Origin of the sequence: Streptosporangium sp. NPDC000095 (assembly GCF_042899335.1) — a bacterium.
Lineage (GTDB): Bacteria > Actinomycetota > Actinomycetes > Streptosporangiales > Streptosporangiaceae > Streptosporangium.
In genome coordinates this window covers 91979-113605 of the sequence record NZ_JBIAZS010000003.1, presented here as the reverse complement: position 1 = coordinate 113605, position 21627 = coordinate 91979, and the positions used below count along the sequence as shown (strand labels likewise).

Genomic DNA, 21627 nt, shown 5'->3' with positions numbered 1-21627 from the left:
CCTCGCGGGACCTCGCATGGTCGCGAACCTTCGTAGGTGAACCTTCGTGGGTGGCCGATGCCGGGACGGTCGCGACAGGAGGGCGGCACGGCATGTCGCCGGACGACGGCCCCGCTCTCGGGCGGGGCCGTCGCCGGTTCCACCGACTCCCACTACTTCCTACCGGAACGGCGTCCCGCCGGGCACCGCGCCCGGCGGGACCGGGGCGTACCCGGTGGCCCGGGTGGTGAAGGTCCCCCGGCCCTGGGTCCGGCTCCGCAGCCTGGTCGCGTACCCGAACAGCTCGGCGAGCGGCACGGTCGCGGTGATCACCACCGTCCCCGCCCGCGCGGCCGAGCCGGAGACCCGGCCGCGTCGCGCCGACAGGTCGCCCAGCACCCCGCCCGCGGCGTCGTCGGGCACGGTGACCGTGACCTCGACCACCGGTTCCAGCAGCACCATCGCACTGGCCCGCAGTGCCTCGCGCAGCGCGAACCGGCCGGCCGCACGGAACGCCATCTCCGAGGAGTCCTTGGGGTGGGTGGCCCCGTCGGTCAGCGTGACCAGAAGACCGGTCACCGGATGACCTCCGAGAGGCCCCTCGGCGAGCGCGTCCCGGCATCCGGCCTCCACCGCCCGGACGTACTCCCTCGGCACCCGCCCGCCGACGACGGTCGAGCGGAACACGAAGCCCGCCGCACCTCCGTCACCTTCACCGTCACCGACTCCGGTGCCGGTGCCGGTGCCGGTGTCCGCGAGGTTCTCCAGTGGCTCCACGTCGAGGACGACGTGGGCGAACTGCCCGGCGCCGCCGTCCTGCTTGACGTGCCGGTACAGCAGCCCCGACACCCCGCGCCCGACCGTCTCCCGGTAGGCCACCTGCGGCCGGCCGACCCCCACGTCCAGCCCCTGGTTACGGCGGATCTTCTCCACCGCGACCTCCAGATGCAGCTCGCCCATCCCGGAAAGCAGCGTCTGACCCGTCTCGGGGTCGGTCCGCACCACCAGCGAGGGATCCTCCTCGACCAGCCGTGCCAGCGCCGACGCCAACCGTCCGGTGTCGACGCTCCTGCGCGCCTCGACCGCGACGGAGACCACCGGATCGGCCGCCGTCGGCGGTTCGAGGACGATCGGCGCCTCGGGCGCGCACAGGGTGGCGCCGGTACGGGCCGACTTCAGCCCGACCACCGCGACGATGTCCCCGGCCACTGCCAGGTCCACCTCCGTGTTCCGGTCGGCCTGCACATGCAGGATCCGGCCGATCCGCTCGGTACGCCGCGCACCCGCGTCCAGCACCGTGTCCCCCTTCCGGATCGTCCCCGAGTAGACGCGCAGGTAGGACAGCCGTCCGGTCGCCGTCGAGTTCACCTTGAACACCAGCGCGGTGAACGGCGCCGCCGGGTCGGCGGCCCGCTCCAGCACCGCACCGTCCCGGGAACCGTCCGAGAGGCCGTTCCGGGCATCGTCCGGAGCACCGTTCCGCGAACCGCCGAGGAAGCCGTTTCGCGAGCCGTCCGGGGCACCGCGCTGGAAGCCGTCCCGCGAACCGTCCAGGCTGCCGCCCCGGGTGCCGCGTACGGGCGGCACGTCCAGCGGCGAGGGCAAATAGGCGACGACGGCGTCCAGCAGCGGCTCGATCCCCCGGTCGCGGTAGGCCGATCCGCACAGCACCACCACGCCCTCCCCGGTACGGGTCAGGTCGCGCAGTGCGGCGTCGAGAGTCGGCGCGGAGATCTCCGACTCGGCGCAGAACTCCTCGAACGCGACCGGGTGCAGTTCGGCCACCGCCTCCTCAAGCAGGCGGCGGCGCCGACTCGCCTCCTCGCGCAGGACGTCCGGCACCGGTGCCTCCTCGAACGTGTCACGGCCGCCGGCCCAGACCAGCGAACGCATACGTATTAGGTCCACCACGCCGGTGAACCCGTCCTCCCGCCCGATCGGCAGCTGGACCACGAGCGGTACCACCCGCAACCGCTCGCGGATCGACGCGACCGCCGCGTCGAGGTCGGCACCTGAGCGGTCGAGCTTGTTGACGAAGGCGATCCGCGGCACCCCGTGCCGGTCGGCCTGCCGCCACACCGACTCGCTCTGCGGTTCGACGCCCGCGACGGCGTCGAACACCGCGATCGCGCCGTCGAGCACCCGCAGCGAGCGCTCCACCTCGTCGGAGAAGTCGACGTGGCCGGGGGTGTCGATGAGATGGATTCGGTGGTCGTTCCAGACGCAGCTCACCGCCGCGGCGAAGATGGTTATTCCACGGTCGCGCTCCTGGGAGTCGAAGTCGGTGACGGTCGTCCCTTCGTGCACCTCGCCACGCTTGTAGGTGGCGCCGGTGACGTACAGGATCCGTTCGGTGACGGTGGTCTTGCCCGCGTCGACGTGGGCGAGGATGCCCAGGTTGCGGACGCCGGTCAGCGAGTCGGTGATACGACGGTGCGGGTTGGTGCGCACGGCCCATGGCCTTTCGGAATGATTCCGGACAGGACTGCGCGATTCCCGGACGTTCTCGGACGGGACGATCTGGGTTCAGGTCGTCAGGTGGCCCCCGGCACGGCATGGCCGCACGGGGACATGCCCCGTGGGCCGACTCGGCGGCGGGGGTCTGAAGGTCAGAGGTTCGTCACGGGTGGTCGACGTCGGCCGCGCGGCCGGCGTCGGGCACCAACGAAGACACCAGGATCACGTCGAAGCGTGACGGGGGAACGACCACGGCGGTGCGATGACGCACGACATGCTCCCCTCACTGGTCAGGACGCGCACGCCACGGTGTCGCGGCGGCACATGATCAGTGGCGAGTGTACTGAGACCGGCATGGGCGGTAAATCGGTTTTCTCCCGTACGAACCCGTGAGCCGCGGATCTGCGAACCCGCGAACCTACGGACCTGCGGGACCCGCAAGGGGCGCCGACGAATGTCCGCGAACAACCCGAGGACGGCCGTAACGCTCGCCGACAAGGCGGACATGTGGGCAGTGCCGGATCGTCGACGTGGAAGGGGACCCGTGAACTCACCGGAGGAACGGTTCGCCGCGCTGTTCGAAGAGACTCATCAGCCCTTACTCGCCTATGCCGCGCGGCGGGTGACCGATCCCGCGGACGCGGCCGACGTGGTGACGGAGACGTTCCTGGTGGCCTGGCGTCGGCTGGAGGAGGTTCCCGAGGGTGAGCAGGCACGCCCCTGGCTTTTCGGGGTGGCACGCAAGGTCCTCGCCAACCTCTACCGCGGGGAGCGCAGACGGCACGCGCTGGCGGAGAAACTGCGATCGTACATACCCGAGGTGGCGCCGCCGCCCGACACGGTGATCTCCCCGGTCGAGGCGGCCATGAGCCGGCTCGGCGACGACGACCAGGAGCTTCTCCGGCTGCTCGCCTGGGAGGAGCTCACCCGCGACGAGATCGCCCTCGTCCTGGGCGTCTCGCGGGCGACGGTCCGCGTACGCCTGCACCGCGCACGGGGGCGCCTGGCGAAGGAGTTACGGGCACAGGAGACGGCCGGTCGCGTGAGCCTCCACCGCGCGGCGGCGCAAAGGACATCGGACGTACTCGTGGCGAAGGGGCGGGCACGGGTCCGTTCCGCAGTGAAGGAGCAGCGATGAGAAACGACGACGACGTGCTCGCGCGGCTGCGTGCGGCCGACCCGATCCTCGGCGCCGACCTGTCCCGCACCGATCGGGGGGCACTCGACGACCTGCGGGAGGGGATCATGCTCACGGACCGGGGAACCCCGGCTCGCAGGGAGCGCTGGGGCACACTGAGCCGAGGTGGCGTGGTCGCCGTCATGGCGGCCCTGCTGCTCGGCGGCGGGGTCGCCTACGCCACCTACCAGCAGATCTACACCCCCGCCGGCATCGGCGACGTGTCCTGCCTGACAGAGTGGGCCGGTCCGGAGGCCGAGGCGCGAGACGGCATCAGCGGGCCGGATCTCACGGGTGATCCGGTGGCCGACTGCCGGCTCTACCGGGAACAGAGCGGTCGGCCGCCCATCCCCGACCCGGTGGTGTTCCGTTTCAACGAGAACGTGTACGTGGCGCCGCGATCGCAGGTGCCGCCATCGGCGATCGTGATGGGACCGGCCGCGCCACGGGACACCTCCGTACGGGAACTGAAGTCCGTCCTTGGCGACTGGGTGGACGGGATGAACTCCCGCTGCTTCTCCGAGACCGAGGCCATCGAGTTCGCTCGGGAACAGCTGAGCAGGCTGGGGCTTGAGGGCTGGCGGTTCAAGGTCATTCCTCCGAATCCCCAGCCCGGAGATCCGGGCGGGCCGTGCTCGTACGCCGAACCGGACGGCAAGAACAACACGGTGGACGTGTATCCCAACCGCCAGCGCGACCTCAATGTGAAGAACACCGGCACGGTCGACCCGTTCGTGTACGAACTCCGTGACGCGCTCCGGGAGGGCATCGCCTCCCGGTGCGTCGGCCTGGACGAGGCGGAGCGCCTGGCCAGGCAGGCTCTCGGGACGACGAATTACCGCTGGCCCCTCGCGGTGATGCCCGACCCCGCCGCCTCCTGCACGCGCGTCGACCTGGAGGTCGCCGGCAGCATCCAGATCACCCTGCGCGGCCCCAAGGTCGCCAATCCCTAAAGTCTCGTGCCCTCGCCCCGGCCGATCCGAGTCTTCCCGAGGCGAATCCGCCCCGGACCGAGCCGCCCCGGCGCGAGGTGCCGTGCAACCGAATCGCTCCGGTCTCATCACCGTTCAGCCGCCTACGGCCACAACTGCACCCGGTAGAGCTCGCCATGGACGACGTCGGAAGGGAAGTCAGGCTCCTCGGTATTGGCCGGCTTTCTGGTCTGTACACGAACCGACCAGGAAGCTTCCTTCACCCCGGTATCGAATGGAAGACACTCGTCCCACCCCTCGTAAAAATACTGAACCAGACCGATGGCCCCGGAACCGAGATGCAATTTCCCCTCCCACATCGGAGTCCAAGCGGCGTGCTGCTCCGGTGGCCCGTCCCAGCGCTCGTACCTGACGTGGATCACGGACTTCGCCAGAGAGCCGCTGTCGATGACCACGCCGTTAGGTCCAACTGAAATCATCGGCTGTCCCGGCAGGCTCTCAGCAGAGAACGGTGCGCCAACGGGCTCACCGTCCGCGGTCACCTCTGTAACGAGGAATTCACTGCCTGCGTGGATACGGATGGAGTCGAGGGCACAGGCGAGAAGGACTGCCACAGCGATAGAACCTTTCCAACACAGCCCGAACCAGCCGACACCTGTGAGCCCGGCCGATGTCAGCTATGCGACGTCGGGCCGTGTCATCAGCGGCGAGCGCAGCTGTGACGCCAGAGCGGAGTTGGTCAGGGGCACGATGTTCCATATCGCGACCGCCGTGCCCGCTTCGGCGTCGACCACCAGCCGGACCCGGTGCGGGCTGTTGATGACGTAGAGGTCGGCGACGAAGGTGTCGTCCTGCCAGGCGCCGGCCGCGACGACGGGCCGACCGAGCGGTGCGCTCTCCCGCCAATCGTCGTGGCCGACCTCGACATTGAGGGACGGCCCCAGCCCCACGATCCACCCACCGTCCACGGGATCGACGGTCACCGTGGTTCCTTCGGGCAGCGGCGAATCCCTGGCGGAGGCGTCGAGGCTCGCCTTGACCGAACGCTTCGGGCCGGCCGAACCCGACACCGGCGCGAGTGACAGCCGCCGCAGCCGATCGGCGAGGATCTCGTCGTCCCGGGCGCTTCCCTCCTGGTCCAGGCCGGGCAGCAGACACTCCCACAGCGGGTCGAGTATCGCCTCCCCCTGCGTCACCGCGGCGGTCACCGCGACCACGAGATCGTGCGACGGAACGACCAGGCAGAACTGGCCGAAGGCGCCGTCGGCGCGGTAGCCGTGACGCGACATCCAGAACTGGTAGCCGTACCCGCGAAGCGCGTCGAGGTTCTCCGACCAGCCCTCGATCTGCAGGGTCTCGATGTGCCGTCCGGTCGCGAGCTCCACCCATTCGCGCGGGATGAGCTGCCGGTCGCCCCACAGGCCGCCGCGCAGCAGCAGCTCACCGAAGGCGGCGACGGCCTCGGTCGTGAGATGCAGCCCCTGGAATCCGAAGACGGCACCGCTCGCCACCCGGTCCCATTCGGCATGGTCGACGCCCATCGGCGCGAAGAGGCGCTCGTCGAGAAGTTCCGGGAGGCCCTGGCCCGTGACCCGTTCCACCATCCGGGCCAGGATGAAGGTGGTCGGGTTGTCGTAGGCGTGCCATGTCCCCTCGGCTTCGGGAAACGGTACGCGCAGGAAGCCCTTCACCAGGTCGCCCGGTTCCAGTCGCCATGCGTCGGCGAGGCTGTCCGTGCGGTGTCCGGCCGTCATCGACAGCAGGTGGTGAACGGTGACGCGGCGTCCCTGTTCGGAGATGTCGTCCGGAACGTGGTCGGGCAACACGTCCACCACCCGATCGTCGAGCGAAAGCAGCCCGTCGGCGATCGCGAGCCCCACGGCGACCGAGGTGAACGACTTGGTCACCGAGTAGAGCAGGTGCGTGCGCTCGGCCGAGTACGGGGCCCACCAGCCTTCGGCGACGACGTGACCGTGGCGTACGACCATGATCGAGTGACACTCGACCGACTGTGCTTCGAACCGGTCCAGCAGCGTGATGATCGAGCGGGACGACATCCCCGAGGCGGCCGGTGTCGACCGTGGCAGCAGGGCACGATGAGAGGGCATCCAGGCACCGTAACAAACCCGCCAAATCCACTCAATGGAGTTACGGGACGTCGTTTGCTCGTTTTCTCCACGAAACCGCGCTTCACGCGCGAGTCCGGATCCACCGCAACCACCGCGCCGACTCCTCCGAATCATCGCCCATATCTCACGTCGGCGAAAAAAGGAAATTAACGCCGCGAATCCAGCGTGCGGACCGAAATTCATTGAACGAGAGACCGGAAATGTTCTTGAGTGGATTTCCGACGTCGTAGCGCTGCTGAGAGCCGGGATGCGCCGTCCTGAATCGAGTTCGCGCCGAGGAGAGCCGATCACCACACGGTGACGGCGTATGACGCCCGAAGGATAGGGCATCGGAGCCTTGGGCGCCCTGTTCCGCCAGATGAAAATCGCTCAGCCTGGAACTAGAGTGAAAAAATTAAAACAGGCTGAGGAGATGATGGAGTCGATGTCGCCGGAAATGGGGCCCACGTCGCCGGACTTCAGCGGAATCGACCCTGATCTGATGCGAGGCTTCATCACCGCGCTGGAGCGCGGTCGCGATGTGATCGGCGAGCAGTCCGCTCGGATCCGGCAACTGTTCGCGGCGGCGGAGGTGTCGGCGGTGGGGCTGCGGCCGATCGGGGAGATCGGCGGCTGGATCGGCGACGAGCTGCCGAAACTACGCCAGCGCCTGGAGACGATCGACCAGGACCTTCCCCTGATGGTGGGAGACGCCCCCCACATCCCCAAACAGGGCTCGGCGTGGACCGGCGGCCAGGTCCAGGACCCGTTCCAGTGGGGGCTGCTGCCCTACGACGAGAAGACGGGAAAATCCCCTGCGGGCAACGCCAAGAAGGGCGTCGAACTCGCCGACAAGTTCAGGCACCTCCCCAAGCCGTCCCCCGGCCTGCCCGACGCCACCTACGACCGGGTCCTCGACAAGCTCGCCGACAAGCAGAAGGACGGCTACTTCACCGCCGGGTTCTTCCGGTCCCTCGGCCCCAAGGGCATGATCGACATGATCAACCGCCTGGAGAAGTACGACAAGAAGGCGGCCGACAAACACCGGAAGGTCATGAGCGACGCCCTCACCACGGCAATCGGCACGCAACCAGCCGTCCTCGGCTCCGCCTGGCAGGCCGACAACCTCAAGGAGGCACCGACCCACGAGTTGGCGTCCCTGCTCAGACACGGCATGTTTCCCACCGCGTGGCTCACCGAGATAGCGCGCAGCAGGGTGGGCAAGCCGGTCGGTGACGGCGACGGCTCCCGCCCCCGACGCTGGGAGACCGACCTCGGCCCACTGCTGCCGGCCCTGGCCAACAACCCCGACGCGGCGAGGAGCCTGTTCAACGCGATGTCCCGTGAAGACCTCCGAGACGTCTTCACCGAGCTCAACCGTTTGGGGGCCACCGAGGTCGTCGTTTTCCCCTGGCTGAAGATAGAAAAATCACAATCTCCCTGGCAGGTGCCGAAGAGCATGAACTTCGACGTCGGTGCGGAGTTCGGCCGTATGCTCGCCACCGCAGGTGGAGCCTATGACAAGGGACCACACAGTCCCGAGGCCGCGAAGTTCGCCTTCAACGTCATGACCATCATGGGAGACCTCAAGGACACCGACGGCACCGCGGACTCTCCGGCCACCCCGATGGAGGTCGCACCGCATGCCAGGATCTTCATGTCGACTCTGGCCGGCGCCTACGCCGCCGAGATCACCGAGGGCGCGAACATCGGCGATACCAACATGACCGAGGAGAGCACGCTGAAGCCCTTCACCTCGGCCTTCGGCATGACCTCCGCGTTCACCCTGAGCCCGAAGGACACCTACCGCTTCCTCAAAACCTTCGCCGACTCCCCTGCGAACCTTCTCCCGTTCGACCAGGCGATGGGCGGCCTCTCCCAGAAGCTCATCGCCGACGCCTCGGAGAAGACCCGCCGCACCGGAGACGTCGACCACCTGGACCGGGTCTTCACCGCCCTGGGCAACGTACGCGGTTTCGAACTCGCCGCCGTCGAGAAGGTCCAGGGAAACCTGGACTCGATCGACGAGCAGGCGAAGGACACGTTCAACTTCTTCCGCGACGCCGCCATCGGAATCGCGAGCATGTACATCGGAAGCGGCGCGGTCGCGGCCTACGCCTGGTACGCGCTGAGCACCGGCCTCTCGGGCTACGGCGCCTTCATCGAAGATGACCCCGAGACCCGGATGGACCGGACCAACGCGGCGGAGCGGGTGGCGACCCTCGGCCGTCAGCACATGTACGCGCAAATGCTCATGGCCAATGGCTTCGTTCCCAAGGTGACACCCGCCGAGTTCCAGGCCGACCGCGCGTCCATCACCGACGCCAAGGGCAACCTCAAACCGTTCTCCGAGTTGATCAAACCACCCGACGTCCCCCTCACCGATGCCAAGGGCAACCTCAGGCCGCCTTCCGAGTTGGTCGCGAAGGGGGACGAAGGACTCAAGGCGTTCGAACGGTGGATGATTGCCAACGGGATGGGGAAGGACGAGACACTCTCGCTCGGAGAGCTATCCAACAGAACGGCGAATCGATTTGACGGTGGCGCCAAGCGTGGTCAGGAGCGTACATCTGTCTTCGATAGCTGACTCAGGAGATCGGAAGGCACTCGGTCTCGCCCCTAACCGCGTACTGACCGTTAGCCGGAGACTCCAAGATGATCACTGTCTTGTACTCGTCATTGGCGAGCCGGATGGGGGCGTTACCTCGATCTTCGATGATCCGATAAGGAGCAACCGAGGAGAGCGCTCCTACCATGAAGGTGTTGAGTCCATCGGGATTGCTCGTCGACGCGGAGTCTCTGGCTGCAGCAGCAAAGGTTCTCTTGGCCTTCCCTTCCCCACACGGAATATCACGCCCACCAGAATCCGTAATTCGGACATCCAAAACATGGCTTTCCCTCATCAATTCAGTGATGTGCGATTTAAGCGTCTCCCCCGCTTCGGCCGCCGTGGGGCCACTATCCCCACATCCGGACACTGTCGACACCATAATCATGCAGACCAAAACACCGCGCCATGCAAAACGTGTCACACATTCCTCCAGAGCTGGCCCAGGTGCTGTAGATCCAATAATGTCCAATAGTCCGCCCGATGTATCGGCATCCGAAGAGGGGATATGAATCCTGGCCCGGACGGCCTGGCGCCCAACCCGCGGCGTCAGGTGCTGGAACAGACATTGGTGGAACTCAAGGCGAGAGTCGCTCTCCTTGAGGCCGCGCTCGACCCGGCTCATGGCCAGCTCACCGGCAAGTCGGTGTGGGTCGGGCCGAAGGCCCGGACCTTCACCCAGGATTTCACAGCCCGTAACAACCGGCTGCGCCAAACGGCCAGGGCGCTCATCGACACGATCGAAGAGGAGCTCCGGTCGGCTCCGGCGAAGGTTCCGCCCTCCACCACGCGACAGTGACGCATCGGACCGAAACCTGACCGGAAGCCGACGCTACCGACTCACGTCATGCTTCGTGACGCGTGGCCAGGTTGCCGAAGCCATCACTCTTGATGCCGACGATGAAAGCGTCCCATTCGGCCGAGGTGAAGGCCAGCACGGGACCCTCAGGGTCCTTGGAGTCACGGACCAGGACGAGCAGGTCTGCATCCGGGCCGGGTTCGGCCTGGGAGGTCTCGGCGAGAGCGACTTCGACGCAGTCGGGACCATTACCGCTCAGAGTGCTCTTGTTCCAGGCGCCGACCTCAACGCAGTCCTGACCAGCACCGCTGAGAGAGCTCTTCTTCCAGACGCCAACTTCAACGCAGTTGGAACCGTTACCACTGCGGCTACTCTTGCGCCACTCGATACGGGACATGTCCACTTCAAGCCTCCTTTTTCCTTCAGCACCGGGCATATCTCAGGTGAATTGCTCGATCATTTTCTCGATCAACGCCTTTGAGTTGTCCGGGCCAAGCGCTACCGCCCGCAGGTGATCAAAGGCCAGCGTATACCAGTACATTTCACTGTCATTCTCTACATACAGACTACTCGTCATAGTCTCGACATACACCACAGCAGGATCGTAGAGTTCACGGAACTCCATGACAGCGAAGGTGCCAGCGGTTGCCGGATGGATACCAGCGGCAAGCGGCAGTACTTGGATCGTGACGTTGTCCCGGTCCGCTAGCTCAAGAAGCTTGATGTACTGCCCCCGCATGGTCCCCGTCGAACCGACCTGGCGAATAAGAGCAGCTTCGTCGATCACGGTCCAGAACCGGACAGGGCTCTCTTCTCTCAGCAAAAGCTTCTGACGAGTCATGCGGACTTCGACACGGCGCTCCACTTCTGCGGGCGAGGACAGGGCCATCAAGGCAGAACGGATGACTTCGCGAGCGTAGTCCTCTGTCTGGAGCAGACCGTGCACAAGCACTCCGTCGAAGCTACGAATGAACGCAGCGTCCGCTTCGAGTTGGATATAGGTCGCATAGTCACTCGGCAGCGAGCCTGCATAGGCGTCCCACCATCCCTTCATACGCGCTGTTCGCGCCAGCGAATACAGGGCAGACCGCTTGCTCGCATCGACTTCGTACAGGTCCAGCAGGCGAGTGAGGTCCGGAGACGTGATCCCGACGCGGGCCGTCTCGATCCTGGACACCTTCGCGACGGACCATCCAACGCCCTGGGCGGCATCTTCGAGTGTCATCGCCTTGAGATCCCGCAGCCTACGAAGCTCGCTGGCCAGTCTCCGACGCCGAACGGTGGGGCCACGCCCTGCTGCCATCACAACCTCCCGAGTTGACTACCGACAGTGTGCACCCATCAGCGATCCGTGACAGCAGAATCGGGAAGTTGGAAAATCGGTAACTTTGCAGAACCGCTTGATAACTCAACGTACACGCTGGACTATCTGACTGTGTTGTGAGGCCAGAGGTCAAGGGAGCCCACGACACACCGCGCCATATGACCCACAGGACACAACGGGAAGGGCGGGCGAGGGATGAGGATTCGTGATCTTCAGGGGTGGGGTGGTGAGTTGCTGGAGTTGGCCTGGGAATTGAACGATCTCGGGTTCGACTCCGTGGTCAGGCTCTCGCCCGGTCGGCGGCCGAGCGTGGAGATCTTCGTCCCCCCGGGGCGATCAAGGGTCGCCACAGCTCAGCGGGGCCGCACGTCGGTGTTCACCTGGCGGCGGCGAGACGACAGCCACGCCCGACGGAGCAGCGACGGGCAAAAACGCAACAGCATGCGGGAGGCGGCCGAGCGGCTGGTGGAGGTGGCGCGGTGAGGGCGCTGGGGCTGCTGGGCCAGGTCGAGGTGCCCGCGCAGATCGCCGCCGTCCCCCGGGCCCGCCGCTACGTCCGCGACCTGCTCAAAGGGCTCGACCACCCGCACACCGACGACGCGCTCCTCCTGCTCACCGAACTCGTCACCAACTCCGTACGCCACTCCGACTCCGGCCGCTGCGCCGGCGGACGAATCACCGTCGCCGTCGCCCACCACGATGGAACGCTCCACATCGACGTGATCGACGCCGGATCGGCGGCCGGACACCGGCCCCTGCTGCGCGCGAACGTCTCCCCCGAAAGCGGTGGAGGACGCGGACTCTGGCTGGTCAGAGAACTGTCATCGGCCTGGGGCTGGTACGAGATCCTCGCCGGCCGCGTGGTGTGGTTCCAGCTGAACGACCGGTGACCCCGTGATCCGCTGGGACCACCCACCCCGCTGCGCGCTCCCCCCACCTCCTCGGCCGAAGCCCTCCTGACCGGCGGCACGCCTGAGGTTCGAGCGGCTCGCCGACCAGGAGGGCGGGGCCGTGACCGTCACGGTGAGGGTGTGGGATGACGGTCACGCGGGAGATCAGTCCTTCGGAAGCTCGCCGAGCCTGTCGGTGAAGCCCATGTCGGCCAGCGCCACGCGCAGTAGCGGCACATCCTTCTGCACCACGTCGTACTCGAGCAGTTCGGCCGTACCCGGGTCGATGACCAGGCGGAAGGTGAGCGCGTCGGCCGCCGAGGAGGAAAGGGCGACCCCTGTACGCCCCAACACGTCCTTCGCCTCACCCTGCGAGGTGATGCCCGGCTGGTCGGCGAGCACCTTGAACAGGGCGGACCGGGTGCCCGGCGTGATCGGCGCGGTCATCAGGTCCACGCCCGTCTGCCAGAGGTAGACGGCCTTGCCGGAGCCCGCGGAGTTGGGGCTGCGCTTCCAGAGGTCGTCCAGGTGGCGCTTGAGCTCGTCCTTGCCGGTGGGCAGCTTGGTGACGTTCCGCAGGTTCAGGCTCGGGTTGTCGATCGACAGGATCGGCTCGAAGGTGTCGTCGGTGGTCCTGGGCTTGTCGTCCGCCAGTATGGGCGACCCCGCCGCCTTCCAGGCGGCCTCGTCCTGCGGGGAGCCGAACGTGACCTTCACGTCCTGGTTGCTCGCCCTCCGGCCGACCTCGCCCGCCTTCATGGCACGCCAGGTCTCGCGGGTGTCGGCCAGGTATGCCTCGTACGGCAACTCGGCCGGCTCCGCCTTGGTCTTGGCGGTGGACTCGCCGGGGGCGTTGTCCACCTTCTGCAGGGTGCGCTCGTTGACGTACCAGTAGCGGCCGGAGTGCGCCGGTTCCCGGCGCGCGGTCGAGGCCGCGGCCAGCAGGAACGTGCGGGCGTCGGCCACGCGTTCTGGCGCGCCCTGCGTCGTGGAGGCGACCACGGCGCCGCTCGGGCCCGTACCGGTCGGGTCCGCACCGGAGCCGCCGGTCGTGACGACGACGGCCGTGGCCGCGAGCCCGGCGGCCACCGTGCCGGCCATGAGGAAGTGCGGCCACCGCAGGCGCGGCCGGGCAGGGCGGGCGGGCCCGGCCTGTTCGGTACGCGGAGTGGCGAAGGCGCGGGCCAGGTCGCCCGCCCGGCGGCGCCGGTAGCCGTCTTCGGTCAACTCGTCCAGCTCACTGGGCCTGAGCCGGGCGAACGTACGGTCATCCATGAAAGGGGTCTCCAAAGGGGTGCGGATCAGGATTCGAGACTGCGAACGCGGCGTGGGCCGCCGACGTGCATCGCCTGGGTGAGGCGCTTGCGCGCCCGGTGGAGCCGGACGTTGTACGTGCGGACCGAACACCCCATGACGGTGGCGGCCTGCTCCGGTGGCAGGCCGTACCAGGTGGCGAACACCATCGCCTCCACGTCCTGCTCGGGCAGGGCCGACAGCGCGGCCAGGGCGTTCTCCCTGTCGATGACGTGCTCGGCCACGTCCCACGCCACCTGGTCGCGTGCGGTGGTGAGTGCGGCTATCCGATCGACCAGGGCTTGGCGGCGGGTGCGCGAGTCGCGCTGCTTGGCCAGCAGGTTGCGGGCCACACCGAGCAGCCAGGGCAACGCCGGCTCGGGGAGTTCCGCGAGCCGCCTCCACGCCACGAGGAACGTCTCGCTGCAGACGTCCTCGGCCACGTCGCGCTCGGCCCGCAGCAGGGCGTAGCCGAGCACGCTGCGGTAGTGCCGGTCATACAGGTCGGTGAATCGTTCTTCGGGATCGTCCACACCAAGTAGTCCCTCCGAACGCGTCCGGATTACCGCGTCCCGTCGATTCATCCCTCATGCTCGCGGCACCATATGGGCTGACGGCGACCATCCACGCACGCCGCAAGGCCACCACCTGCGCGATGACCCGCCTACGGCGAAGCAGACCATGTGGATCGCCCTACTTCACGAACTGGCGCGATAGCCGGACTCACCCTGTCCCTTGATCACACCATCCGGCTTGACGACTGAGGGGAAGCAGGCGGATACCGACCGTGTCGTGTCCTCTGGGGCACGGAAGTGGCGCCGGGAACCCCCCGATGGAATCGGGAGCCCGGCGCTTGCGCTTTCTCCCTTCACGTCTCCGACGCTTCCAGGAATGTGACACGGTCTTCAAACAGCGGCCACCATCGCTGATCTCCCCCAGCCATCCGGTCACGATCCCCGCGACGACATCGGCCGTCCACAGCGCGGCATCCGAGCTGGCTCGTTCCCAGCCGACCGACATCTCAGTGGCGATACGCCCACTGAGCTTCCACGGCCGGGTTGGCTCCACGGTGAACTGAGTCAACGGATAGGCTGCCAAAATGACCTTCTGGAAAGCCGGGGCCGCCTACCTGGGCACATGCCGTCATCGTGCTTTCCTGCCGGGTCGTCACCTTTCTGGCCCTCACCCGGAGACACGATGCCTCCTTCTGCCGACCCCACCGTCTCCGTCACTCTGGCGGAGATAGCCAGGATCGCCGGTGTCGGGCGCGCGGCCGTCAGCAACTGGCGCCGCCGTCACGACAGTTTTCCCACGCCGGTCGGCGGTACGGACACCAGCCCGCAGTTCGCGCTGTCGCAGGTGGAGGAGTGGCTGAGGCGGCAGGGCAAGCTCGACGAGGTCGGCAGCCGGGAACGGCTGTGGCCGGAGTTCGAGGCGCTCGGTGACCGCGACGCGATGGGGAGGGCGATCGCCGTCGCCGGTGCCCGGCTCGCGAGGCTCACCGGTGAGGAGGCGGGCCTCGATGACACCGCCGAATGGCTTCCGGGCGGCGCCGACCTCTCCGACGCCCAGCGGTCCCTGGTGGAACGCGCGGTCGGCCTGGCGAAGAAGCACGGGGCCCGGGACACCTTCGACTTCCTGCTCGGCCGCTGGCTCGACACCCACGTACGGCAGATCAATGTCACGCCGCCCCCGCTGGCGGCGTTGATGGCCGAGGTCGCCGGATTGTCGCGCGACGGCGAGGCCGGTGACGTCGGCACCGTGCTCGACCCCGCGTGCGGCACGGGCGGTCTCCTGCTCGCCGCCGCCCGGCAGTGGGCCGGTACGGCGGACGCGCCTGCCTCGGGTGCCCCGCTGAGACTGCTCGGCCAGGACGTGGACGCGACCCAGGCGGCGCTCGCCGCCGTACGGCTCCTGCTCGCCGGCCGTTCCCCGGAGCGTGACAGCGCCTGGGAGGTCGACGTACGGGCGGGGAACACGTTGCGCGCCGATCCCCAACCCGATGTCCGCGCCGACGTGGTGCTGTGCAACCCGCCGTTCAACGAACGCGACTGGGGATACGAGGAACTCGCCACCGACGCCCGCTGGACGTACGGCCTGCCTCCCCGCACCGAGCCGGAGCTCGCCTGGACGCAGCACGCGCTGAGCCGCCTGGCACCCGGCGGGACGGCCGTGCTGCTGCTGCCGCCCGGTGTCGCCTCCCGCAGGGCGGGGCGCCGGGTCCGGGCGGGGCTGCTCCGCAGCGGTGTGCTGCGCGCGGTGGTCGCCCTGCCTCCGGGGTCCGCGCCCCCGCACAGCGTCGCGCTGCACCTGTGGGTCCTGCGGGCACCGGCCGAGGGCGGAACGGACGCGGGGGCCGGGGTGCTCCTGGTCGACGCGGCCGACGTCCAGCAGGAGCCGTCGGGGGGAACGCAGCGAGCGGGCAGGGCGGCGATCGACTGGCCCCTCCTGCACAGGCGCGTGGTGTCGGCCGTCCAGGAGCTCCGGACGATCCAGGCGGCCTGGACGGGCCAGGCACCCCAGGCGGCCCGGACGACTCCGGCGGCTCCGGTGGGAGACGCCGACGGGGAGCGGTCGGCCGATCACGCCGTGGTCCCGGTGATCGACCTGCTGGACGAGGAGGTGGACCTCACCCCCGCGCGGCACGTCCCGAAGAAGGCGACCTCCGCGAACCTGGGCCTGCGGCGCTCGTGGAACCGGTTCGGCACCCTCCTGCACGAGCTGCGCGATCTGACCGCGACCCTGTCCGCCCTCGAACTGAGCGGTGAGGAGCTCGCGGGCCAGGGCACGGTGACCGTGGGCGACCTGCTGCGGGCGGGTGCGCTCACGATGCGGGCCGGGCAGCAACCGGCCGACGGCCTGGTGCGCACCGGCGACGCCCCCGACGACGCCGTACGCGTGCTGACCGTCGCCGACATGCCGGCCGGAGGCAGATCGTCCGGCTGGCTGACCGCGTCCGACGCCTCCGCGGGAGAGAACGCGGGCGGCCTCACGCTGACCGCACCGCAGGAGGTGGTGGTCGTCGGCGCCCACCGGGCGTTCGGCGCCTGGGTCGACACCGACGCCCCCACGGTGCTGGGCTCCCAGTTGTACGCCCTCCGGGCCGATCCGGCACTCCTCGATCCCTGGTTCCTCGCCGGTTGCCTGCGCGCCCCGGCCAACGCGAGGCAGGCGGGCACCCACGCCTCGACGTCCTCCCGCATCGACGTCCGCAGGCTGCAGGTGCTGCGGCTCCCTCTCGACGAGCAGCGTCGCTACGGCGAGGCCTTCCGGCGGCTCACCGCCTTCGAGCGATCACTGCGGGAGGCGGGGACGATCGGCGGGAAGCTGGTCGACGGTCTGACCGACGGCATCGCCGCCGGGAGGCTTCCGGGAAACCGGCCGTGATCTCCACCGAATAACACCTCGAACCGGACGCCACCTCACACCGGACGCAATCTTCACCGGGCACCCCCCGGAACCGGCCGCGCCCCCCTCCGGACAACACCCCAGACCGGACGTGATCTCCACCGGACACCCCCGGAGCCGGTCACGATCCCCTCCGGACGACACCCCAGACCGGACGCGGGCGATCGCCTGGGCGTTCGCGACATCGCAGCCGGACACGGCGAGCCTCCATGCCCTGGCAACATTTCATGATTTATCTGGGCATCGGACCTGGTTTGCCGACTGGGGGTAAACGATGTTCGATGTACCCCAGTTCGCGTTCCTGTCACAGTGGTCCGCACCTGCTGTGCCAACCGTAAGAAGGCGGTAGGCATGGATTTTCGGGTTCTCGGCCCGCTGGAGGTTCATCATGACGAGGCTCGCCTGGGGCTGGGCGGTCCACGTCAGCGGGCGGTGCTGGCGCGGCTGCTCGTCGCGGGTGGCGCGCTCGTCCCCACCGATACCCTGATCGACGACCTGTACGGTGACGCCCCGCCGCCGAGCGTGGTGGCCACCGTCCAGGCGTACGTGTCCAACCTGCGCCGGATCATCGAGCCGGAACGCCCGCCGCGCACCCCGCCTCGACTGCTCGTCGGGCGGCCGCCCGGTTACCTGCTCGCCGCGACCGACGTCGACGCGGCCCGGTTCACCGAACTGGTGTCCGGGACGGAGTCACGTCCCGCCGCCGAGGCACTCACCCGCGTGGAGGAGGCGTTGCGGCTCTGGCGCGGCCTGCCGTACGGCGAGTTCCACGGTGAGCTGTGGGCGGCCCCCGAGGTCAACCGCCTGCGCGAACTGCGCCTGGTCGCGGTCGAGCGGTGCGCCCAGGCCCGGCTGGATCTCGGCCGTCCGCAGACCGTCATCACCGGCCTGGAGGCCGAGGCGGACGCGAACCCGTTGCGCGAGCGGCTCTGGCATCTGCTGGCCCTGGCCCTGTACCGCACCGGGCGGCAGGCCGACGCGCTGGCCGTGCTGCGCCGGGTCAGGGACCTGTTCGCCGAACGGCTCGGCCTTGATCCCGGTCCCGGGCTGCGGGCTCTGGAGGCGGACATCCTGCGGCAGTCCGACCGGCTCCTGCTCCCCTCCGCCCCCGAGGTTCCCGTCCCGATCTCCCCTGCCCGCCGGGTCCCGCACGGCAGGGACCGGCAGCTCGCCGACCTGGAGAGCCTGCCGGCGCGGGGCGGCGGACTCGCGATCGCCACGGTGGGCGGTGAGCCCGGCATCGGTAAGACGTGGCTGCTCGAAGCCTTCAGGGACCGGTGCGTCGAGTCCGGCCGTCTGGTGCTGTGGGGGCGCTGTCCCGAGACCGAGGGCGCTCCTCCGCTCTGGCCGTGGTTGCAGATCCTGCGGGCACTCGCCCGGGTCTACCCCCCGCCGGACCCCGATGCCCTCGCCGGGCTGATGGACGACGAGACGCCCACGGGCTCGGCGGAGGCCGCCCGGCTCCGCCGCCACCAGGCCGTCGCCGACTGGGTGAGGCAGACCGCGCGGACCCGGCCCACGGTGATCGTCCTGGACGATCTGCAGTGGGCCGACGCGGCCTCACTCGGCCTGCTCGGCGACCTGGTCGCGCTCATCGGTGACGCGGAGAACGACGAGGGGAACGGCATGGGGAACGACGCGGGGAGAGGTGCCGCCGTCACGGTGGTCACCGCGTTCCGCGAGGGCGCGGACCTGCTCCCCCTCGACGGCGTGCTGGGCCGGCTCGCCCGCCACAACCCGCTCCGCCTGCGGCTGACCGGTGTCGGCTCCGACACCGTACGGGCCATCGCCGCGGAGATCGGTGTCGAGATCGACGGGGGCGCCGCCCGCGCGCTGACCGAACGCACCGGCGGCAACCCCTTCTTCGTCAGGGAGACCGTGCGGATGCTCGCCCAGGGCGGCACCCTGGACGCGGTACCCGGCGCGGTCGCCGACCTGATCCGACGGCGGGTGGCCGCGCTCGGCCCGCAGGTCGGCACGGTGCTCAGGAGGGCGGCGGTGATCGGCCGGGACTTCGATCCCGACGTCGTCGCCCAGGCGTGCCGGGGGGAGGTGTACGACCCGCTGGACAGGGCCGCGCACGCCGGGCTGCTGCTGGCCCGCGACCGTCGCATGGCCTTCGCGCACGACCTGGTCAGAGAGACCCTCCTGGAGGACATCCCTCCGCTGCGCAGGGCGAGGATCCACCGGGAGGTGATGGCGGCCCTCGCCGCCCGCCCCGCCGTGGACGTGGCCGTCATCGCCCATCACGCGATCGAGGCCGGTCCCGCCGCGTACGGCGAGGCGACGAGGTGGGCCCGCGCCGTGGCGGAGCAGGCGTCCCTCCGGCTCGCGTACGAGGAGGCGGCCCTGTGGTGGGGCCGGGCGGTGGAGGCCCACGGCTCCTCCGCCGGCGACCCGCTCGACCACGTCGAACTCCTGTTGCGGCAGATCCAGGCACTGCTGAAGGCCGGGGACCCGCTCGGCGCCCGCGAGGCGCGGGCACGGGCCATCCGCGTCGCCGACCGCGTCGCCGATCGGGGCGGCCCCACGCTGATCGCCCGCGTACTGACCTCGCTGGACGCCCCGTCGGCCTGGACCCTGCGCAACCCGTACGAGGAGGTGGAGCTTCGGCTGGTGCACCGCTTCGAGGTGGCCCTGCGGTCGCTGCCTGAGGAGGACGGTCCCGAGCGGGCGAGGCTGCTCGGCGGGCTCGCGCAGGAGCTCTACGACGGAAGCGACGACCCGCGCTGTGATTCCTTCTCCGCCGAGGCCGTCGAGATGGCGCGCAGGCTGGGGGATCCGCACCTGCTCATGCGGATGCTCAACGCCCGTCAGCTCTCGCTGCCCCAGGCGGCCCACCCACACGAGCTGGTCGAGATCGCCACCGAGCTGGTCGAACTGGCGTCGCGGACCCGGATGCCGGAGTACGAGCTGCTCGGGTGGATCCTGCTGACCCATCACAGGCTGCAGCTGTTCGACGTGGCCGGCGCGGACGAGGCCGCCCTCCGCTGCGACGCGATGCTGGAACGGCTGCCGCTGCCCTGGCCACGATTCCAGCACACCATGTGGCGCGCCAACCGGCTGGTCCTGGCCGAGTGTTTCGACGACGCCGAGGCGCTGTATCGCGAGGCGGAGCGGCAGGCCGGACGGCTCGGCATGTGGTACGCGGGCGCGGTGGTGGCCACCGGGCGCATCCTGCTGCATCACCGGCGCGGTTCCATGACCGACACCGAGACGCTGATCGACTCGATCACCGGCATCCACACCACCATGGACCACGACGCCGGGATTCTACGGCTGTGCGCCCAGGGCCGCGTCGAGGAGGCCGCTCGAACGGTCGAGAACGGTTGGCCCAGGCCGCCGGGCGACTGGTCCTGGCTCACCATGACCTGCCTGCAGGGCGAGGCCCAAGCCGTGGTCGGCGACCTCCCGGCCTGCCGGGAGAGCTACGCGGCGCTACTGCCGCACAGCGGGAGCATCGCGGTGGGCTCGGCCATCGCCCTGGCGGGCCCGGTGGACTGGTTCCTCGCCCTGCTCGCCTCGACGCTGGGCGAGCACGAGAGCGCCGCCGGGCATCTCCTGAGCCTGGCCGGGCAGGCCGACAGGAACGGGCTCACCGCCTGGCGGGACCGGGCGACGGCTGCGCTGTCCCGAGGGAACGGCGAGGCGGGAACGGCCCCGGGCCCGCTGGGCGCTGCCCGGCGGGTGGGGCCGTCGTTCGGTCGATGAGCCGCTCAGATGGTGAACCACTCAGGCCACAAGCCACTCAAGCCGTGAACCGCTCAGGCCACAAGCCGCCCAGACCGTGAAACTCCCAGACCGTGAACCGCTCAAGCCGTGAACCGCTCAGGCAGGCCCGCAGGGCGAGTCACGCGGCGACAAGAGGACGAGGGGACGAAGGGCACGCCGCTCAGGCGGTGAGCCGTGCGGCGACGAGATCCACGAAACGCTCGTGCTGCAACCGGGCCATGTCCGGGTCCAGCACGAGCGCGTTCCCCTCCTGCCCGGCGGTGTCGCCGAACTCCCGGACCATGTTGAGAACCTTGTACACGTTGACGACCTGGTTGACGGTGACGACCTCGTAGACATAGCCCGCCATCGGGGCGATCTGATAGGTCACCAGGCCGTTCGCCCGATCGGCGGCCGTGGCATCGGCCTTGAAGCCGAACCGTTCGGCCAGCACGTCCCTGGTGAGGTTCCGCGCCGTCGTGAGCGCCCGGTCGATCCTGACCCGGTCGCCGCTGGTCGTCTCCCTGCCGAACGATTCGAGGAACGCCGGGTCCTTCTTCGAGATCGCCGCCACCACCGCGGAGGCGAACTCCTCCTGCTTCTCCGTCACCCCACCGGCCGGACGCACGATCTCGGGGAACCTCTCGGCCACCGGCCCGATCCCCAGGATCAGACCCCGATAGACACTCTCACCGTCATACGCCGAAACCACGGCCCCAGCACCGGCCACGACCGCACCGGCACTGGCACCGGCCGCGTGCACCGGCACCACCACCGCACCGGCCACCAACCCCGCGGCCAACGCCGCCAGAACCGTCTTCGATACCCGCATCGAACTCCTTCCACATACGTGAACGATGGATGAAACCCGGTCGTGAGACCGGAGCGGTCCCCGGCGGTGGGCGCACCTCGCGCCGCGCCCGGGGCCCGCCGGGCTCAGC

General features: G+C 69.0%; 16 protein-coding genes. 8 read left to right on the top strand and 8 right to left on the bottom strand.

Annotation, left to right across the window (positions count from 1 at the left end; genetic code table 11):
• Window positions 1–159: 159 nt before the first annotated feature.
• Window positions 160–2430, bottom strand: coding sequence for an elongation factor G (locus ACFY3V_RS08810; protein WP_389771482.1), 2271 nt, complete (start codon window positions 2428–2430; stop codon window positions 160–162).
• Window positions 2431–2980: 550 nt separating this feature from the next.
• On the opposite strand from ACFY3V_RS08810, the gene ACFY3V_RS08805 reads away from it, so the two are divergent.
• Entirely contained in the window at window positions 2981–3574 is a 594-nt protein-coding gene (locus ACFY3V_RS08805) for an RNA polymerase sigma factor (protein ID WP_389771479.1), read from the top strand.
• Window positions 3571–4566, top strand: coding sequence for a hypothetical protein (locus tag ACFY3V_RS08800; RefSeq protein WP_350944989.1), 996 nt, complete (start codon window positions 3571–3573; stop codon window positions 4564–4566). Before ACFY3V_RS08805 ends, ACFY3V_RS08800 begins: the two co-directional genes overlap by 4 nt.
• Window positions 4567–4688: 122 nt before the next feature.
• On the opposite strand, the gene ACFY3V_RS08795 is transcribed toward ACFY3V_RS08800, so the two are convergent.
• Window positions 4689–5159: a hypothetical protein gene (locus ACFY3V_RS08795; protein WP_389771471.1), complete on the bottom strand. Its 471-nt coding sequence runs from the start codon at window positions 5157–5159 to the stop codon at window positions 4689–4691.
• A gap of 63 nt (window positions 5160–5222) precedes the next feature.
• On the bottom strand, window positions 5223–6653 hold the full coding sequence (locus ACFY3V_RS08790; protein WP_389771468.1) for a serine hydrolase domain-containing protein: 1431 nt from the start codon (window positions 6651–6653) through the stop codon (window positions 5223–5225).
• Between the two features lie 358 nt (window positions 6654–7011).
• Between ACFY3V_RS08790 and ACFY3V_RS08785 the strand changes: the two genes are divergently transcribed.
• Both ACFY3V_RS08785 and ACFY3V_RS08780 read left to right on the top strand, forming a co-directional pair.
• Window positions 7012–9240, top strand: a complete 2229-nt coding sequence (locus tag ACFY3V_RS08785) for a hypothetical protein (protein ID WP_389771465.1) — start codon at window positions 7012–7014, stop codon at window positions 9238–9240.
• A 529-nt stretch (window positions 9241–9769) separates the two neighbouring features.
• Window positions 9770–10060, top strand: coding sequence for a hypothetical protein (locus ACFY3V_RS08780; protein ID WP_389771462.1), 291 nt, complete (start codon window positions 9770–9772; stop codon window positions 10058–10060).
• 46 nt (window positions 10061–10106) lie between these two features.
• On the opposite strand, the gene ACFY3V_RS08775 is transcribed toward ACFY3V_RS08780, so the two are convergent.
• Together ACFY3V_RS08775 and ACFY3V_RS08770 are read right to left on the bottom strand one after the other, a co-directional pair.
• On the bottom strand, window positions 10107–10457 hold the full coding sequence (locus tag ACFY3V_RS08775) for a DUF397 domain-containing protein (RefSeq protein WP_389771459.1): 351 nt from the start codon (window positions 10455–10457) through the stop codon (window positions 10107–10109).
• 42 nt (window positions 10458–10499) lie between these two features.
• Window positions 10500–11363 carry a helix-turn-helix domain-containing protein gene (locus tag ACFY3V_RS08770; protein WP_389771455.1) on the bottom strand — a complete coding sequence of 288 codons (864 nt, stop codon included), beginning with the start codon at window positions 11361–11363 and terminating at the stop codon, window positions 10500–10502.
• A gap of 216 nt (window positions 11364–11579) precedes the next feature.
• Here ACFY3V_RS08770 and ACFY3V_RS08765 point away from each other — a divergent pair, with 216 nt between their 5' ends.
• Both ACFY3V_RS08765 and ACFY3V_RS08760 read left to right on the top strand, forming a co-directional pair.
• The gene (locus tag ACFY3V_RS08765; protein ID WP_362921265.1) at window positions 11580–11867 is read left to right on the top strand and encodes a hypothetical protein; all 288 of its coding nucleotides are present in this window, start codon (window positions 11580–11582) and stop codon (window positions 11865–11867) included.
• Window positions 11864–12274: an ATP-binding protein gene (locus tag ACFY3V_RS08760; RefSeq protein WP_389771451.1), complete on the top strand. Its 411-nt coding sequence runs from the start codon at window positions 11864–11866 to the stop codon at window positions 12272–12274. Before ACFY3V_RS08765 ends, ACFY3V_RS08760 begins: the two co-directional genes overlap by 4 nt.
• A 165-nt stretch (window positions 12275–12439) precedes the next feature.
• Here the strand turns inward: ACFY3V_RS08760 and ACFY3V_RS08755 are convergent, their stop codons facing one another.
• Both ACFY3V_RS08755 and ACFY3V_RS08750 read right to left on the bottom strand, forming a co-directional pair.
• Window positions 12440–13549 (bottom strand): CU044_5270 family protein, encoded by a 1110-nt coding sequence (locus tag ACFY3V_RS08755; RefSeq protein ID WP_389771448.1) that lies wholly within the window; start codon window positions 13547–13549, stop codon window positions 12440–12442.
• 26 nt (window positions 13550–13575) lie between these two features.
• The gene (locus ACFY3V_RS08750) at window positions 13576–14100 is read right to left on the bottom strand and encodes a sigma-70 family RNA polymerase sigma factor (protein WP_362901561.1); all 525 of its coding nucleotides are present in this window, start codon (window positions 14098–14100) and stop codon (window positions 13576–13578) included.
• A 664-nt stretch (window positions 14101–14764) separates the two neighbouring features.
• On the opposite strand from ACFY3V_RS08750, the gene ACFY3V_RS08745 reads away from it, so the two are divergent.
• Together ACFY3V_RS08745 and ACFY3V_RS08740 are read left to right on the top strand one after the other, a co-directional pair.
• Window positions 14765–16954 carry an N-6 DNA methylase gene (locus ACFY3V_RS08745; protein WP_362901559.1) on the top strand — a complete coding sequence of 730 codons (2190 nt, stop codon included), beginning with the start codon at window positions 14765–14767 and terminating at the stop codon, window positions 16952–16954.
• Window positions 16955–17326: 372 nt separating this feature from the next.
• Window positions 17327–20686: a BTAD domain-containing putative transcriptional regulator gene (locus ACFY3V_RS08740; protein ID WP_389771444.1), complete on the top strand. Its 3360-nt coding sequence runs from the start codon at window positions 17327–17329 to the stop codon at window positions 20684–20686.
• A gap of 181 nt (window positions 20687–20867) precedes the next feature.
• Here the strand turns inward: ACFY3V_RS08740 and ACFY3V_RS08735 are convergent, their stop codons facing one another.
• Complete coding sequence (locus ACFY3V_RS08735; protein WP_389771441.1) at window positions 20868–21518, bottom strand: hypothetical protein; 651 nt, start codon at window positions 21516–21518, stop codon at window positions 20868–20870.
• Window positions 21519–21627 lie beyond the last annotated feature (109 nt).

Coding starts and splice junctions, on each gene's coding strand:
- ACFY3V_RS08800 (WP_350944989.1), top strand. CDS start 3,571: ATGAGAAACGACGACGACGTGCTCGCGCGGCTGCGTGCGGCCGACCCG.
- ACFY3V_RS08790 (WP_389771468.1), bottom strand. CDS start 6,653: ATGCCCTCTCATCGTGCCCTGCTGCCACGGTCGACACCGGCCGCCTCG.
- ACFY3V_RS08780 (WP_389771462.1), top strand. CDS start 9,770: ATGAATCCTGGCCCGGACGGCCTGGCGCCCAACCCGCGGCGTCAGGTG.
- ACFY3V_RS08775 (WP_389771459.1), bottom strand. CDS start 10,457: ATGTCCCGTATCGAGTGGCGCAAGAGTAGCCGCAGTGGTAACGGTTCC.
- ACFY3V_RS08770 (WP_389771455.1), bottom strand. CDS start 11,363: ATGGCAGCAGGGCGTGGCCCCACCGTTCGGCGTCGGAGACTGGCCAGC.
- ACFY3V_RS08765 (WP_362921265.1), top strand. CDS start 11,580: ATGAGGATTCGTGATCTTCAGGGGTGGGGTGGTGAGTTGCTGGAGTTG.
- ACFY3V_RS08755 (WP_389771448.1), bottom strand. CDS start 13,549: ATGGATGACCGTACGTTCGCCCGGCTCAGGCCCAGTGAGCTGGACGAG.
- ACFY3V_RS08745 (WP_362901559.1), top strand. CDS start 14,765: ATGCCTCCTTCTGCCGACCCCACCGTCTCCGTCACTCTGGCGGAGATA.
- ACFY3V_RS08740 (WP_389771444.1), top strand. CDS start 17,327: ATGGATTTTCGGGTTCTCGGCCCGCTGGAGGTTCATCATGACGAGGCT.
- ACFY3V_RS08735 (WP_389771441.1), bottom strand. CDS start 21,518: ATGCGGGTATCGAAGACGGTTCTGGCGGCGTTGGCCGCGGGGTTGGTG.